General features: G+C 67.4%; 13 protein-coding genes and 1 pseudogene. 3 read left to right on the top strand and 11 right to left on the bottom strand.

Going from position 1 to position 13,704, the window contains the following annotated elements:
• Positions 1–26: 26 nt before the first annotated feature.
• The gene (locus I6H87_RS16350) at positions 27–992 is read right to left on the bottom strand and encodes an AraC family transcriptional regulator (RefSeq protein ID WP_051398481.1); all 966 of its coding nucleotides are present in this window, start codon (positions 990–992) and stop codon (positions 27–29) included.
• Positions 993–1,115: 123 nt separating this feature from the next.
• Here I6H87_RS16350 and I6H87_RS16345 point away from each other — a divergent pair, with 123 nt between their 5' ends.
• Positions 1,116–1,661 (top strand): carboxymuconolactone decarboxylase family protein, encoded by a 546-nt coding sequence (locus I6H87_RS16345; RefSeq protein WP_011615392.1) that lies wholly within the window; start codon positions 1,116–1,118, stop codon positions 1,659–1,661.
• A 179-nt stretch (positions 1,662–1,840) separates the two neighbouring features.
• Here the strand turns inward: I6H87_RS16345 and I6H87_RS16340 are convergent.
• Together I6H87_RS16340 and I6H87_RS16335 are read right to left on the bottom strand one after the other, a co-directional pair.
• A pseudogene (locus I6H87_RS16340) lies at positions 1,841–2,179 on the bottom strand (cation diffusion facilitator family transporter); the annotation flags it as partial.
• A 145-nt stretch (positions 2,180–2,324) separates the two neighbouring features.
• The gene (locus I6H87_RS16335; protein ID WP_010809529.1) at positions 2,325–2,795 is read right to left on the bottom strand and encodes a PaaI family thioesterase; all 471 of its coding nucleotides are present in this window, start codon (positions 2,793–2,795) and stop codon (positions 2,325–2,327) included.
• Positions 2,796–2,962: 167 nt separating this feature from the next.
• Here I6H87_RS16335 and I6H87_RS16330 point away from each other — a divergent pair, with 167 nt between their 5' ends.
• Positions 2,963–3,214, top strand: coding sequence for a DUF1289 domain-containing protein (locus I6H87_RS16330; RefSeq protein WP_011615395.1), 252 nt, complete (start codon positions 2,963–2,965; stop codon positions 3,212–3,214).
• A gap of 11 nt (positions 3,215–3,225) precedes the next feature.
• Here the strand turns inward: I6H87_RS16330 and I6H87_RS16325 are convergent, their stop codons facing one another.
• The 4 genes from I6H87_RS16325 to I6H87_RS16310 all read right to left on the bottom strand — a co-directional run bounded on the left by I6H87_RS16325 (position 3,226) and on the right by I6H87_RS16310 (position 8,786).
• Positions 3,226–3,945: an MOSC domain-containing protein gene (locus I6H87_RS16325; protein ID WP_010809531.1), complete on the bottom strand. Its 720-nt coding sequence runs from the start codon at positions 3,943–3,945 to the stop codon at positions 3,226–3,228.
• Positions 3,942–4,649, bottom strand: a complete 708-nt coding sequence (locus tag I6H87_RS16320; protein ID WP_010809532.1) for a glutamine amidotransferase — start codon at positions 4,647–4,649, stop codon at positions 3,942–3,944. Before I6H87_RS16320 ends, I6H87_RS16325 begins: the two co-directional genes overlap by 4 nt.
• Positions 4,650–4,770: 121 nt before the next feature.
• Positions 4,771–7,233: a penicillin acylase family protein gene (locus tag I6H87_RS16315; protein ID WP_011615396.1), complete on the bottom strand. Its 2,463-nt coding sequence runs from the start codon at positions 7,231–7,233 to the stop codon at positions 4,771–4,773.
• Positions 7,234–7,352: 119 nt separating this feature from the next.
• Entirely contained in the window at positions 7,353–8,786 is a 1,434-nt protein-coding gene (locus tag I6H87_RS16310) for an aldehyde dehydrogenase family protein (protein WP_010809534.1), read from the bottom strand.
• Between the two features lie 206 nt (positions 8,787–8,992).
• Here I6H87_RS16310 and I6H87_RS16305 point away from each other — a divergent pair, with 206 nt between their 5' ends.
• Positions 8,993–9,601 carry a hypothetical protein gene (locus tag I6H87_RS16305; RefSeq protein WP_010809535.1) on the top strand — a complete coding sequence of 203 codons (609 nt, stop codon included), beginning with the start codon at positions 8,993–8,995 and terminating at the stop codon, positions 9,599–9,601.
• Between the two features lie 67 nt (positions 9,602–9,668).
• Here the strand turns inward: I6H87_RS16305 and I6H87_RS16300 are convergent, their stop codons facing one another.
• From I6H87_RS16300 to I6H87_RS16285, 4 genes are all read right to left on the bottom strand, one after another.
• Positions 9,669–11,291 carry an ABC-F family ATPase gene (locus I6H87_RS16300; protein WP_010809536.1) on the bottom strand — a complete coding sequence of 541 codons (1,623 nt, stop codon included), beginning with the start codon at positions 11,289–11,291 and terminating at the stop codon, positions 9,669–9,671.
• 273 nt (positions 11,292–11,564) lie between these two features.
• Positions 11,565–12,524: a muramoyltetrapeptide carboxypeptidase gene (ldcA, locus tag I6H87_RS16295; protein ID WP_011615397.1), complete on the bottom strand. Its 960-nt coding sequence runs from the start codon at positions 12,522–12,524 to the stop codon at positions 11,565–11,567.
• Positions 12,521–13,123 carry a tRNA adenosine(34) deaminase TadA gene (gene tadA / locus I6H87_RS16290; RefSeq protein ID WP_010809538.1) on the bottom strand — a complete coding sequence of 201 codons (603 nt, stop codon included), beginning with the start codon at positions 13,121–13,123 and terminating at the stop codon, positions 12,521–12,523. Before tadA ends, ldcA begins: the two co-directional genes overlap by 4 nt.
• 9 nt (positions 13,124–13,132) lie before the next feature.
• Complete coding sequence (locus I6H87_RS16285) at positions 13,133–13,609, bottom strand: 6-pyruvoyl trahydropterin synthase family protein (RefSeq protein ID WP_010809539.1); 477 nt, start codon at positions 13,607–13,609, stop codon at positions 13,133–13,135.
• Between the last annotated feature and the right edge of the window lie 95 nt (positions 13,610–13,704).

Genomic DNA, 13,704 nt, shown 5'->3' with positions numbered 1-13,704 from the left:
AGCTCGTGGAGCAGGCGGTATCGCCGCTAGACGCTCCCGCCCTCTCCCCCAGCCCCTCTCCCGCGCGCGGGAGAGGGGAGCAAACCGGCGGCTGCATCGGCCGGCAGCAATTTCCCGGCCGTCTCCCCTTCCTTTCCCTCTTCTTCCCGTTCCAGCCATTGCCTTGGCGATTGGCCCAGCCGTGCCGTAAACGCGCGCGACAGCGCGGACGCATTGGCATAGCCCAGCTCCAGCGCCACGGATTTCACCGGTCGGCCCAGGCGCAACTGCGCCTGGGCCAGTGTCAGGCGCCAGTCGGTCAGGTAGTCGGCCGGCGGCTGCCCCACGACAAGCCGGAAGGTCGCGGCAAAGGCGCTGCGCGACATGCCCGCGCGCGCCGCCATGCGCGGCAGGTCCCACGGCTCGCCCGGCGCCTCGTGCAGCGCCACCAGCGCGCGTGCCAGGCGCGGGTCGGACAGGCCGGCAATCAGGCCCGCCTGGATGCCGGCCTCCTGGTGGTGGTCGATCAGCCAGCGCAGCAGCTGGATCAGCACCACCTCGAACAGCCGGTCGGCCAGCAGGCGGTGGCCGCAGCGCACCTGGCCGGCCTCGGCAAACAGCAGCGCCAGCGACTGCTCCAGGCCGGCCACGTGCGCCAGCGGCAAGGCGATCAGCGGCGGCAGCGCGCGCACTACCGGGTTGCGCGCACCACCGTCGAAGTCCAGCGCCGCACAGGTGAAATCCGAGCCTTCCTGCGGCGGGTTGTGGAACATGTGGTGGACCGGGCGCGGGTAGAACAGCAGCGTGGGCTCGTCAAAGCGCAGGCTGCCCGGCAGGCCCGAGCCCGGCGGGTGCCGCAGCTCCAGTTCGCCGCGGCGCAGGACATGCAGGAAGCCGCGGCCCGGCTGCGCGGCGAACTGGGTCAGCCCGCACAGCGGTCCCTGGTGGAACAGGTGCGCACGCGCGCGAAACCGCTCCAGCAGCGCGGAAAGCCGGTCGATGGGTTCAGGCATGGTCTGGACGAATTGGTATGTACGTAGGACTTTACGCACCCAATGGTACTCGATGGTTACCCATACTGCAGTCAAGGCGATCGCAACTGCCTTGTCCTTTCAACCTGTACCAAGGAGTCCACCATGTCCCGCGTTCCCCTCGTCAATCCCGCCACTGCCACGGGCGACAGCCAGGCCCTGCTGGCCGAGATCCACGGTGCCTTTGGCGTCGCCCCGAACATGTTCCGTGCTGTCGCCAATTCGCCCGCTGCGTTGCGCAGCATGTGGCGCGCGTTCGGTGCGCTCGGCGGCGGTGTGCTGGATGCGGCCCTGGGCGAGAAGATCGCCGTGGCCGTGGCCGATCGAAACCAGTGTGAATACTGTCTCGCCGCCCACACCGCGCTGGGCCAGAAGGCCGGTGCCACCGCCCAGGAAATGTCCGAGGCGCAGGCTGGCCGGGCGCAGGATGCACGGACCGCCGCAGCGCTGTCGTTCGCGCTCAAGCTGGTCAACCAGCGCGGCCAGGTCAGCGATACGGATGTGGCGCAATTGCGCGAGGCCGGCTTCAACGACGAACAGATCGTCGAGATCCTGGCGCATGTGGCGCTGAACCTGTTCACCAACTACGTGAACGTTGCCTTCGCGGTGCCGGTCGACTTTCCGAAGATCAAGCTGCGCGCGGCTGCGTAATCTGCCGCAACCAGGTGCGCGGTGGTGGCATTCAGGCCGCCGCACGCGTGCCCTTGGTCATCAGCCGGGCTTCGATAAAGATCCGGCTGACCTGAGGAAACCGCGCCCGGATGCGGCGCTCGATCCGGTCGATGGCGCCCGCGGCGCCGTTGGCAACGGTAGCGGTGGCGATGCGTCAGAAGCAGCACCGCGACCATCAGGCTCCAGAAATACAGCTCCTTGCCGTACCCGAACGGGTGCATGGCATCGGCCGGCCGGCGGCTGCGCGCCATGCCAACCAGCAGCAACAGCTCATTGCCGGTGTCGACGGTGGAATGGATGGCCTCGGACAGCATGGCCGAGCTGCCGGTCACGGCGGCGACGACAAACTTGGTGGCAGCGATCGCCACGTTGGCGGCAATCGCACCGTAGACAGCGATACGCGACCCCGAAGATACGGGGCTTGCCGGGAGCGTCTCGGATGCGGCAGGTGCCGGGGACGCCCCGCCCTGCTGCGCAGTTTCAGGCCCACGCCGCATCGCTTTCCTCCACGAAGCTGCCCCTTTGCAGTGGAAGCAGGTCGCGCCAGTGTACTGGCGCGCCTGGGTGTGAAGGTGAAAATACGGCGGTTAATTGCGTTTTATAAATTTGAAAAAACGGGCGCCCGATGCGTCCGCTCCGGATTCAGAACATGGCACTGCTCATCAACGCCTTGGCCACCAGTACGCCCTCGTCCGGCGCTTCCGCATAGACCGACACGTCGGTGACCACCTGCCGGCGCCCACGCCGCACCACCATCGCCACCGCGCGCAGCGCCGTACCCTTTGCCGGGGCCAGGTACTGGATAGAAAGCGAACTGGTCGCCCCGCCCTTCACATCGTCGGCACTGCCGCCAGAAGCTGCCGCCGCGGCGCCGGCAATATCGATCAGCGTGGCAATGACACCGCCATGGACGATGCTGCCGTGGGTCACGTTGGTCGGCAGGAATGGCATCTCCAGCTCGACATGATCGGGAGCCAGGCTGGCCAGCCGCACGCCGAGGGCGCGCGCCACCGGGGAGCCGATCAGGACGTTGTCTACCATAATGCGCATGCGGGGGTCGACCGCAGCGTGGCGATCGTGTTGGCGGGGCAAGGTGGCAAGGGCTTGTGACATTTGGGCTCCTGTGAACGGCTTACGTCGTGCCTGCAGCGTAAGCGCATGGTCTACACGGCTCAATTACGTCAGACGTAATCCTCGCCGGCCCAGCCCGGCATTCCGACTGCCTGTCATTCGTACCCGATATAATGGCTGGCCGTTTCACCCCAATCCCTCCCGCCACCATGCCGTCGCCCTCAGAATCCGCCCCGCCCCGCCCCGAACCGGATCACGGCACCACGGATTCCACGCTGTCCGAGCGCCCGGACAGCCCCTGCATCGGCATTTGCTCGACGCTGTTCGACGAGATCTGCCAGGGCTGCGGCCGCACCGCGGCCGAGGTCAGCAACTGGGTGTTCTTCAGCGAAGAGGAAAAGCAGGTGGTCTGGGAGCGCATTACGCGCGAAGGCACGGGGAAGCGGTTCCGCCAGGGCTGACGCGGCGGCGCTCAGCCGCCCGCCAGCCGCCGCTCCATATCTTCGATTTCGCGCCGCTCCACGCGCTGCCGCGCAAGCTTGCGCCAGTTCTCGGCCAGCGGTGCCAGCTCTGACATTTCCGCGAGCGCGGCATAGTCCAGCCGGTCGACATACAGTACCTGCAGCAGGCGCTGCAGCGACCATCGCGGACAGGGGCGCGCCACCAGTTCCAGCGTATCGCCCGCCGCCACGTCGCCAGTCTCCAGTACACGGTAGTACCAGCCAGTGCGCAGGCTTTGCTGCACGGCGCGCGACATGCCTGCATAGCCGAATCGATGATTGAGCTTCCAGCACGGCTGTCGTGCCTGCGACACCTCCACCAGCGCCGTGCCCAGGCGGAAGCGGTCGCCGATGCAGACGGAGGCCTCGGTCAGCCCGGTGGTGCTCAGGTTCTCGCCGAAGGCCCCCGCAACGTCGAGCACACCGTTGCCTTGCGCGCCCTGCGCAGCCAGTTCCTCGCGCCACGCCGGGTAATGATCGAAGGCGTAGTGGTGCAGCGCCTTTTCCGGACCACCGTGATGGCGCGGATCGCCCTGCCCGTCGCCTTCGAGTCCAAGCGCGGTCACGCGAATCCGCTCGCCAGCCGCGGTCTTGGCGATGCCGCTGGGCACGCCCTTTGGCCCGAACGGGCGTACCTGCCCCGTCAATACGGCGCCGATCGCCGCGCGCACGGGCAATGCCGGCTGGCTCATAGCCCGGCTTCCTCCAGCCAGCGCGCGAACATGCGCTCGCCCGCGGCCGCCACCGTGGCACCGACTTCCGCAGTACGCGCGCGGATGGTGCGCGGATCGATGCCGGCCTTGGCCAGCTCGACGGTATGGCCGATCAGCCAGGCCTCGATATCGCGCGGCATGACCTCGGGGTGGAATTGCAGCGCCAGCACCTGGTTGCCGATGGCATAGGCCTGGTTCTGTACCGCGGCAGTGGACGCCAGCAGTTGCGCGCCGGGCGGAAGGTCGAAGGTATCGCCATGCCAGTGCAGCACCTCCCAGTGGGCGGCAGCCAGTTCTGCCAGCGCGGAATCCTGCCCCGCTGGCGTAGGCGCAATCGGCGCCCAGCCGATCTCGCGCGTGCCCGCGTAGACGCGCGCGCCGGCAGCACGCGCGATCAGCTGCGCGCCCAGGCAAACCCCGATCATCTTGCCGCCAGCCGCCAGGCGTTGGCGGATCAGAGCGATCTCGGCCTCCAGCCAGGGATAGGCATCGGTTTCATAGACACCGATGGGGCCGCCCAGGATCAGCAGCAGGTCGGCCGGATTGTCCGCGATGGGTGCCAGGTCATCGACGCCGGCCTGGAACACCTGCAACGCGTGCCCGCGCGCGCGCAAGGCATTGCCGATCACGCCCGCATGCTCGAATGCGACGTGCTGGATCACATGGGTGGTACGCGTTGCCATCGGGGACTCCTGCCGGTCGAAAGGGGTTCCCATGGTAGCGTCAATTGCTGCGCCCCGCGAAGACCATGGCTGGATCTCGCGTATTTGCGAGCATTCTCAGCACGGCATGTCGTAATCTGCGCTATTTGGTCGCAGCCGGCACCAGGATCAGCGCATCTGGCGCATCCTGCTGCGGCAGCGATGGCACGGGCGGGATCGTCACGTACTCGACCGCGGCCCATTTGCCGGCCCAGTCGCGGTAGCGCGGCAACAGCGCGTTGCCTGACTGCCCGGTGGAGTCCATGAACCGCGACGCCTCCAGGTCCGCCAGGTCATATAGCGCACGCACGCTGGCCGCGTGGGTGTTCTCGAACGGCGCCTTGTCGTCGCGCAGGTTGTGGCGGCCGACATTGACCGTATAGGTATCGCCGCCGGTCGGCACGCGCAGGTTGAACAGCGGCGACAGGTACGCCACCTTGCCGAAGGGCTTGTGCTCGGAGCGGGCCGTGTGCGCCTCGCCCCAGCGCCAGCGGGCGGCGTCGTCGCCGTAGCGGCGCGACAGGTCCGCCATGGCCCGGGTCCAGGCGTCCGCGATGGCGTCGTCGCAGGTCTCTGCCGCGCGCGTATGCTGCCGGTCGCACCAGAACGCGCCCAGCGTGCGCGGATCGCGCAGGATGTTGAGCATGGGCTGCTGCACGTTACGCTGGTCCCACAGGCGGACAAAGATCGCCTCGCCCGCCTTCTCTTCGAACAGCCGCCGCGACAGCTCGCGCAGCCAGGCGGTGACGACCAGCGGCTCGGCGCGCCCCGGGTCCATGTTTCCGTCCCACTTGCGCAGCGCCTCCAGCAAGGCGCGTTCGCGCTCGGGCCGCGCCGCATCGCGGCTGACGGGCGCGGCCAGCAGCAGCGGCAAGGCATCGCGCACGGCCAGCGAGACCACGTCTTTCTGGATTGCCGCAAAGCTGTCGAAGCTGTGCCTGGGCGTGGCCGCCAGCAGCGCCTTGATCCGGTCAAAGCGATACGGCACGGTCCATTCGCTGGTGATGAAGTACGGGTAGTCCGGTGCGACGATGCGCTGGTTGGCCGTCACGATCACGCCGTCGGCCGGGTTGTAGCGGTGCGGCAGTGCCTCGAACGGAATAAAGCCGGTCCAGTCGTAGCGCGCATCCCAGCCGGGCGCCGGCGCCAGCCCCTTGAGGTCGTTGTCGGCCCGGCGCAGCGGCACGCGTCCGGGTGCATAGAAGCCGATATTGCCGTCGACATCGGCATAGACAATGTTCTGCTGCGGCGAATGGAAGTCGCGCAGCGCCGCCGTGAAGCCGGCCCAGTCGCGCGCCTCGTTCATGCGCAGCCCCGCCTGGAAGGTGCGGTCGTCCGGGCGCAGCGCGGTCCACTGGAAGGCCACCACATACTGTGCGCCCAGCGGTCCTGCGGCAGCCGAAAGCGGCTCGGCCACATCGGAAATCACCGGGCCGTGGCGCGTGGCGCGGACCTTCAGCACCACGTCCGGGGCGCCCTTGACGCGGATGGTCTCGGTGCGGGTCTCGAATGCGGCCCAGCCGTCCGGGGTCTGATACTGGGTGTCGTTGCCGGGGCGCAGCCGTTCGATATACAGGTCCTGCACGTCGGGCGCGGTATTGGTCAGCCCCCAGGCGATGCGGTCGTTGTGCCCCAGCACCACCAGCGGCATGCCGGGCAGCGTGGCGCCGGTCACGTCCAGGCCGGGCGCCGTCATCCTGGCGAAATACCACAGCGCGGGCGCCTGCAGCCCCAGGTGCGGGTCATTGGCCAGCATCGGCTTGCCCGATTGCGTATGCGCGCCCGACACCACCCAGTTGTTCGAGCCCATGCCCTCGACATAACCCGGCGGCGCCTTGTCGCCGACGCTGGCCATGGCATTCGCCAGCGGTGCCAGTTGCTGGTACAGATGGCCGTAATCCATGGTGCGCACCGGCTGCTCGCCCGGATACGGCGCCAGCAACTCGCTGATGCGGGCCACCGGCAGCACTTGCGCCAGCCGCATGCGCAGGGTTTCCTGGGTCCAGTTGCCGCCCAGGTCCCAGGCCATCATGGTCTGCCAGCCCAGCGTATCGGCCGGCTCCCAGCGCTCGGGCTGCGCGCGCAACAGCAGGAATTCAGGCGGCAGCGGGCCCTTGCGATGGTCGATCCAGGCATTGACGCCGTCGGCATAGGCCTGCAGCGCGGCACGGGTCTCGGGCGAGGCCTGCGCCAGGATGGCCTCGGCATTGCGGCGCACGCCCAGCGTGCGCAGGAACTTGTCGGTATCGAGCGCGGACGGTCCCAGGATCTCCGCAAGCCGGCCTGCCACGACGCGCTTGTTCATCTGCATCTGCCACAGCCGGTCCTGTGCATGGACGTAGCCCAGCGCGAACCAGGCGTCCGCCTTGCTGGCGGCGCGGATATGCGGCACGCCATGGCCGTCGCGCACGACCGTGACCTGGCCGCGCAAACCCGCCAGCGCTTCCTGGCCGGATGCAGGCGGCTGCGCCGCATGGCGATACCAGACCAGGGCCGCGGCAGCGCCGGCCACCGCCAGCATCAGCAGCCCCGCCACAAACCTGGTCAGCCGACCAAACCAGCGCATCGTTGCTCCCCCAATGACTCTCGTTATGTTGTGCGTGTCTTCCGCACATTATCCGCACGAAAAAATGCCCGGGCCAGCCGGGCATTTCCCATATTGCATCAACGCCGCTCAGCGCCGCATCAGGCCGCCGGCTTCTTCAGCTGCAGCGACTTGTACTCCAGGAATTCCTCCAGGCCGTACTTGCCCGCTTCGCGTCCGTTGCCGGACTGCTTGTAGCCGCCAAACGGCGCCTGCATATTGAACGGGCCGCCGTTGATATCGACCTGCCCGGTGCGGATGCGGCGCGCCACGCGGATCGCGCGTGCCTCGTCACCGGACCAGACCCCGCCGCCCAGGCCATAGATGCTGTCATTGGCGATGCGCACCGCGTCTTCCTCGGTGTCATAGCAGATGATCGACAGCACCGGCCCGAAGATCTCTTCCTGCGCCACGGTGGCACGCGGCTCCACGTTGCCGAGCACGGTCGGCTTGACGAAGAAGCCCTTGTCCAGCCCTTCCGGGGTGTCCGGACCGCCAGCTACCAGCTCGGCACCCTCTTCCAGGCCCCGGCGGATATAGCCGGTCACGCGGTCCTTCTGCACCGCGGAGATCAGCGGTCCCAGCTTGCTGGCTTCCTGCAGCGGATCGCCCACGGTAAAGCCCTCGACCACCTTCTGCGCGATCGCCTTCACTTCATCGTAACGGGCCCGCGGCACCAGCATGCGGGTATGCGCCGAACAGGTCTGGCCGGAATTCAGGAAGCAGGCATTGATGGTGCCCTTTACCGCCGACGGCAAGTCGGCGTCGTCCAGGATCACCGAAGCGGACTTGCCGCCCAGCTCCAGCGCCACGCGCTTGACGGTCTGCGAGGCCAGTTCCGACACGCGCTTGCCGGCGCGGGTCGAACCCGTGAACGACACCATGTCGACTTCCGGGTGGCTGGCCAGCACCTCGCCCACCACCGGGCCATAGCCGGTCACCAGGTTGAACACGCCCGGCGGCAGGCCGGCGGCCTCGATCACCTCGGCCAGCACGAAGGCATTGAGCGGCGCCACCTCGGAGGGCTTGAGCACGACGGTGCAGCCGGCGGCCAGGGCCGGCGCCACTTTGAGCGTGATCTGGTTGAGCGGGTAGTTCCACGGGGTGATGGCACCCACCACGCCCACGGGCTCGCGCACCACCAGGGAGTTGCCGACCTCTTCCTCGAAGCGGAAACCGTCCAGCAGCTTGGCGGCCTGGCCCCAGTTGTAGACCGGCCCGCCCACCTGGATCGCGCGCGCCAGCTTGATCGGCATGCCGACTTCGCCGGCGATCAGCTGGGCCAGCTCTTCGCTGCGCGCCTTCAGGCCTTCGGCGATCTTGGCGATATAGCCGGCACGCACCGCCGGCGGCGTGGCCGACCAGCTGTCGAAGGCCGCGCGGGCCGCCTGGATGGCATCCTCGGCGTCGCGCGCCGAGCCTTCGGGGATGGTGCCCATCACCGCCTCGGTGGCGGAATGGATGACGTCGATCGTGCCGTTGCCGTGTGGAGCGACCCACTTGCCGTTAATAAAGAGTTTGTCTCGTTGTTGCATGGCCACAGTTCTCGGTTTGGTGAATTGGCGATTGCAATTTTTTGTTACTTTTATGGTGCACGCACATTGTAGAGCGGATTCGGGACTATGTTTTTGCGCCGCGGGAAGCCGCGCATACCGCTCCGGGCAAGAAGGTGGCGATAATCGGCCGCACCACCTGACAGGGACTCTAGCCAAAGGCGGTCGGACATAACAAGGGGTGAGACATGGTCGATCCGATCTACCGCAAGACGGATGCGGGACAGGACGAGATCCGGACGCGTGCACGCAAGCTTGACCACAAGCTGCGCGCGCTGCTGCTGATGGTCAACGGCGAGCGCCGCGGGCAGGAATTGCTGGCGCAGGTGGCCGGCATGGGGGTGGCACCCGAGGCCATCGACACACTGGTGGCACAAGGGCTGGTCGAAGCCGTCCCGGAGCCGGCACGGCCGCCCGCTGCGGTGGCACCGGCACAGGCACCGGCGCGGGTCACGCCTGCCGCCGACACCAATATGTTCTCCGTGTATGCAATGCGGCACGCACGCGCCCCCGAGGTGCCCGAGACGCCGCAACCGACCGATACCGCGGCCCCTTCGCCCGCCGACATCGCGGCCTTCGAGAGCCTGTATCACTTCTATACCGACGTGATCGGGCAGCACCTCGGCCTGCGCGGCTACATGCTGCAGGTGAAGGTCGAAAGGGCCACCGACCTGCCCGCGCTGCTGGCGCTGCGCGAACCGCTGCATGCGGCGCTGCTCAAGGCCAAGGGCGACATCACCGCGCGTGCCATCACGAGCCAGCTCGACCAGATCACAGATCGCATCGCCGCCGGCTGAGATTCCGGCGCACCAATGAAAAAGGCCGCCCGGAGGCGGCCTTCTCTCATCGTCAACGTCCCGACGCTCAGCCGTCGATACCCTGCGACTGCAGGTACTCGTCATACGTACCCAGGTAGTCCGTCAGCGTGCCGTCGGTGCGCACTTCGATCACGCGCGTCGCCAGCCCGCTGATCAGCTCGCGGTCGTGCGAAACGAAGATCAGCGTGCCCGTGAACTTGTCCAGCGCGATCTGCAGCGATTCGATCGACTCCATGTCCATGTGGTTGGTCGGCTCGTCCATGGCCAGCACGTTGTGGCGGCCCAGCATCAGCTTGCCCCAGATCATGCGGCCCTTCTCGCCGCCGGACAGCACCTTGACCGACTTCCTGATGTCGTCGGCCGAGAACAGCAGGCGGCCCAGCGTGCCGCGCAGCGAGGTCTCGTCGTCGCCGGCCTGCGTCCACTGGCTCATCCAGTCCATCACGTCGCGGTTGTCCGGGAATTCCTCGTAGGTATCCTGCGGCATGTAGCCGACGTTGGCGTTCTCGGCCCACTTGACCGTGCCGCGGTCCACTTCCACGCCGCGCTGCACGCCGGTCTGCACCGCGCCGTTGAGCAGGCTGCGCAGCAGCGTGGTCTTGCCCGCGCCGTTCTCGCCGATGATCGCCACGCGCTCGCCGGCCTGAATCGCCAGCGACAGGCCGTCGATGATCTTGCGGTCGTAGGTCTTGGTGATGTTCTCCACTTCCACGGCCAGGTTGTGCAGCTTCTTCTCGAACTCGAAGCGGATGAACGGGTTCTGGCGCGACGACGGCTTGATGTCGTCGACCTTGATCTTCTCGATCTGCTTGGCGCGCGAGGTGGCCTGGCGGGCCTTGGACTTGTTGGCCGAGAAGCGGCGCACGAAGTCCTGCAGCTCGCTGATGCGCTCCTTGGCGCGCGCGTTGGCGGCAACCTGGCGCTCGCGGGCCTGCATCGACGCTTCCATGTAGTCGTCGTAGTTGCCCGGGTAGACCTTGAGCGTGCCGTAGTCCATGTCGGCCATGTGGGTGCAGACCGAGTTCAGGAAGTGGCGATCGTGGGAAATGATGATCATGGTGGAGTTGCGCTCGTTGAGCACGGTCTCCAGCCAGCGGATCGTGTTGATGTCCAGGTTGTTGGTCGGCTCGTCCAGCAGCAGCACGTCCGGGTTCGAGAACAGTGCCTGCGCCAGCAGCACGCGCAGCTTCCAGCCGGGGGCGACGTCGCTCATCGTGCCCTGGTGCTGGCTGGTGGGGATGCCCACGCCCAGCAGCAGTTCGCCGGCACGGGCCTCGGCGGTGTAGCCGTCGTATTCGGCGTACTTGGCCTCCAGCTCGGCGGCCTTCATGTAGTCTTCGTCGGTCGCTTCCGGGTTGGCGTAGATGGCGTCGCGCTCCTGCGCGGCGGCCCACATCTCGGTGTGGCCCATCATCACCACGTCCAGCACGCGCATGTCTTCATAGGCGAACTGGTCCTGGCGCAGCTTGCCCAGACGCACGCCCGGCTCCAGCATGACGTTGCCCGACGACGGTTCCAGGTCGCCGCCCAGGATCTTCATGAAGGTGGACTTGCCGCAACCGTTCGCGCCGATCAGGCCGTAGCGGTTGCCCTCGCCGAATTTGACCGAGATATTCTCGAACAACGGCTTGGGGCCGAACTGCATGGTGATGTTTGCGGTAGAAAGCACGTCTTGAACCTTGTCTGGAGATTGTGGCGCCGCGGCGCTGGCCGCGGCTTGCCGGTTTTGCACACGAGGCGCACCCCATGCCGCTCAGGGACGGGCCTTGCCGGAGATGCATCGCGCTGGCCCGGAGTCATCCGGCGGCCATGGCTGGCGATGCGGCACGGGCCGCGCCCGGTTCATGCGAGAACCCGGCAGGAAGTCAGGAAATAACCGCACATTCTATCATCCGGACGCATTCCTTGCACCCGGATGCGCGGCATCGGACGATGCGGCCGGTCAGGCCAGTGGCGGCAGCACCGGATAGCCGGAAAACGCCATGCTGAAGCCATCCGCACGTGCGGCCAGCCGCACCTGGGCGCCGACCGGCAGCGTCAGCTTGCGCGCGCAGTGGCCGAACGGCAGCCCGGTCAGCACCGGCACCGGCAACTGGTCGCGCAGGTAGGCCACCACTGCGTCCATGTCGTAGCCGTTGTCGTAGTCGGTGACGCGGTAATTGGAGAAATCGCCCAGCACGATGGCGCGCTGCGCGCCCAGCACGCCGGCCTGCTGCAGCTGGATCAGCATGCGCTCTACCCGGTACGGTGGCTCGTTGATGTCTTCCAGGAACAGCACCCCGCCCTCCACCTGCGGCATGAAAGGCGTGCCCAGCAGGCTGCACAGCATGGCCAGGTTGCCGCCCCAGAGCGTGCCTTCCACGCTGCCTGAGAACGGTTGTCCGCCCGATTGCGGCGCCGCGACATCGACGCTGTACGCCGGGTTGCGCAGGATGCCTTCGAAATGCTCCCACATGAAGGGATCCACCACCTCGGCACCAAAATCCGCCAGCAGCATCGGCCCCGCAAAGGTGACGGCACCCGTCGCCGCCAGGCAGGCCAGCTGGAACGCGGTGAAGTCGCTGTGGCCGACGATGGGCGTGCCGCTGGCGCTGGCCTGCTCGGCGATGCGGGCAAAGTCGACTTGCGCCAGCAGCCGCGCGATGCCATAGCCGCCGCGCACCGCCAGCGTCAGCTCGTGCGGCGCGCCAGTGCCGATGGCATGGAGGTCGGCCAGCCGCTCTGCATCCGTGCCGCCAAAGCGCAGGTAGCGCCGCGCCAGCACGTCGGGGTTGGTCATGTGGTAGCCATGATGCTTGAGCCAGGCACAGCCGCGCGCGGCAATGGCGACGTCGTGCGGATACCCGGACGAGGCGATCAGTCGGACTTCGGTATGCGGCGGCCTGCTGTTCGGCGTGCTCATGCTTCGGTGTCGTTGTTCTTGTCGGGATCGGTGACAGGCGCGGCGGCGTCCTGCTGTGCGGCCTTCTGCGCGGCTTTCTGCGCCCGGCGGCGCGCGCCGAAGAAATCCTTCAGCATCTGGCCGCAGGTGTCGGCCAGCACCCCGCCGGCAATGGTGGTCTGGTGGTTGAGCTGCGCCTGCTCGAACAGGTTGAGCACGCTGCCGGCGGCGCCGGTCTTGGGGTCGGCTGCACCGAACACCACGTGGCGCAGCCGCGCGTGCAGGATCGCGCCGCTGCACATGACGCACGGTTCCAGCGTCACGTACAGCTCGCACTCGGGCATGCGGTAGTTGCCGATCACCTGAGCGGCGGCGCGCAGCGCCTGCATCTCGGCATGGGCGGACGGGTCCACCGAGCGGATCGGCAGGTTGTGGCCGCGCGCGATGATGGTGTCGTTCCAGACCACCACCGCGCCCACCGGCACTTCGCCAGCGGCTTCGGCCAGGCGGGCTTCTTCCAGCGCGGCGCGCATGTAACGCGCGTCGCGCTCGGCAGCCTCGGCCGGGTCTTCAGGCAGGGCGCGCAGCGCGCGCAACGGCAGCGGTGGCGTCTCTGGCATCGTCCCCGCTCAGTCCTGCGCCGGCAGCACCGCGGGCGCGCTCACTTCCGCCCAGCAGTTGGGCGTTTCGAACAGCACCAGCCTGGTCAGCTGCAGGTGGTGGCCGAAGCAGTCCTTGAACACCGGCGCCAGGATGTCGAAGGCAACCTGGGCCAGGTTCTCGACCGTCGGGATCGCGTCCAGCACCACGGTCTTGTGCCCTTCCATCGATTGCAGGAAGTTCAGCAGCGCGGTGTCACCACGGTAGATCAGGAAGGCATGGTCCCACTTGTTGACCAGGTGCTCGTTGGCGAGCGCCTTGATGTCGCCGAAGTCCAGGATCATGCCGTCATCCGACGCGCCCTCGCGGTGCAGGACCTCGCCCGACAGCGTCAGGTCCAGCCGGTAGCGGTGTCCGTGGATATTGCGGCACTGGCCGCAGTGGTTCGGGATGCGGTGGCCGGAGTCGAACTCCAGCCGGCGGGTAATGGAAACTTGTTTGCTCATGTGTACCGGCGCCGGTGCCGGCCGCCTGCGTTGGGACGGACACTGCGCGCGCGTCCGAAGCCTGTATTGTGTACGTTTTGCCGCCCGTTGGGCGA

Origin of the sequence: Cupriavidus necator (genome assembly GCF_016127575.1) — a bacterium.
Lineage (GTDB): Bacteria > Pseudomonadota > Gammaproteobacteria > Burkholderiales > Burkholderiaceae > Cupriavidus > Cupriavidus necator_D.
The sequence above is the reverse complement of the archived record's forward strand: the minus strand, read 5'-3'. Positions and strand labels throughout refer to the sequence as shown.

Bases quoted from the DNA above. Each gene is read 5' to 3' on its own strand.
- I6H87_RS16350 (WP_051398481.1), bottom strand. From the start codon at position 992: ATGCCTGAACCCATCGACCGGCTTTCCGCGCTGCTGGAGCGGTTTCGC.
- I6H87_RS16345 (WP_011615392.1), top strand. From the start codon at position 1,116: ATGTCCCGCGTTCCCCTCGTCAATCCCGCCACTGCCACGGGCGACAGC.
- I6H87_RS16335 (WP_010809529.1), bottom strand. From the start codon at position 2,795: ATGTCACAAGCCCTTGCCACCTTGCCCCGCCAACACGATCGCCACGCT.
- I6H87_RS16330 (WP_011615395.1), top strand. From the start codon at position 2,963: ATGCCGTCGCCCTCAGAATCCGCCCCGCCCCGCCCCGAACCGGATCAC.
- I6H87_RS16325 (WP_010809531.1), bottom strand. From the start codon at position 3,945: ATGAGCCAGCCGGCATTGCCCGTGCGCGCGGCGATCGGCGCCGTATTG.
- I6H87_RS16320 (WP_010809532.1), bottom strand. From the start codon at position 4,649: ATGGCAACGCGTACCACCCATGTGATCCAGCACGTCGCATTCGAGCAT.
- I6H87_RS16315 (WP_011615396.1), bottom strand. From the start codon at position 7,233: ATGCGCTGGTTTGGTCGGCTGACCAGGTTTGTGGCGGGGCTGCTGATG.
- I6H87_RS16310 (WP_010809534.1), bottom strand. From the start codon at position 8,786: ATGCAACAACGAGACAAACTCTTTATTAACGGCAAGTGGGTCGCTCCA.
- I6H87_RS16305 (WP_010809535.1), top strand. From the start codon at position 8,993: ATGGTCGATCCGATCTACCGCAAGACGGATGCGGGACAGGACGAGATC.
- ldcA (WP_011615397.1), bottom strand. From the start codon at position 12,524: ATGAGCACGCCGAACAGCAGGCCGCCGCATACCGAAGTCCGACTGATC.
- tadA (WP_010809538.1), bottom strand. From the start codon at position 13,123: ATGCCAGAGACGCCACCGCTGCCGTTGCGCGCGCTGCGCGCCCTGCCT.
- I6H87_RS16285 (WP_010809539.1), bottom strand. From the start codon at position 13,609: ATGAGCAAACAAGTTTCCATTACCCGCCGGCTGGAGTTCGACTCCGGC.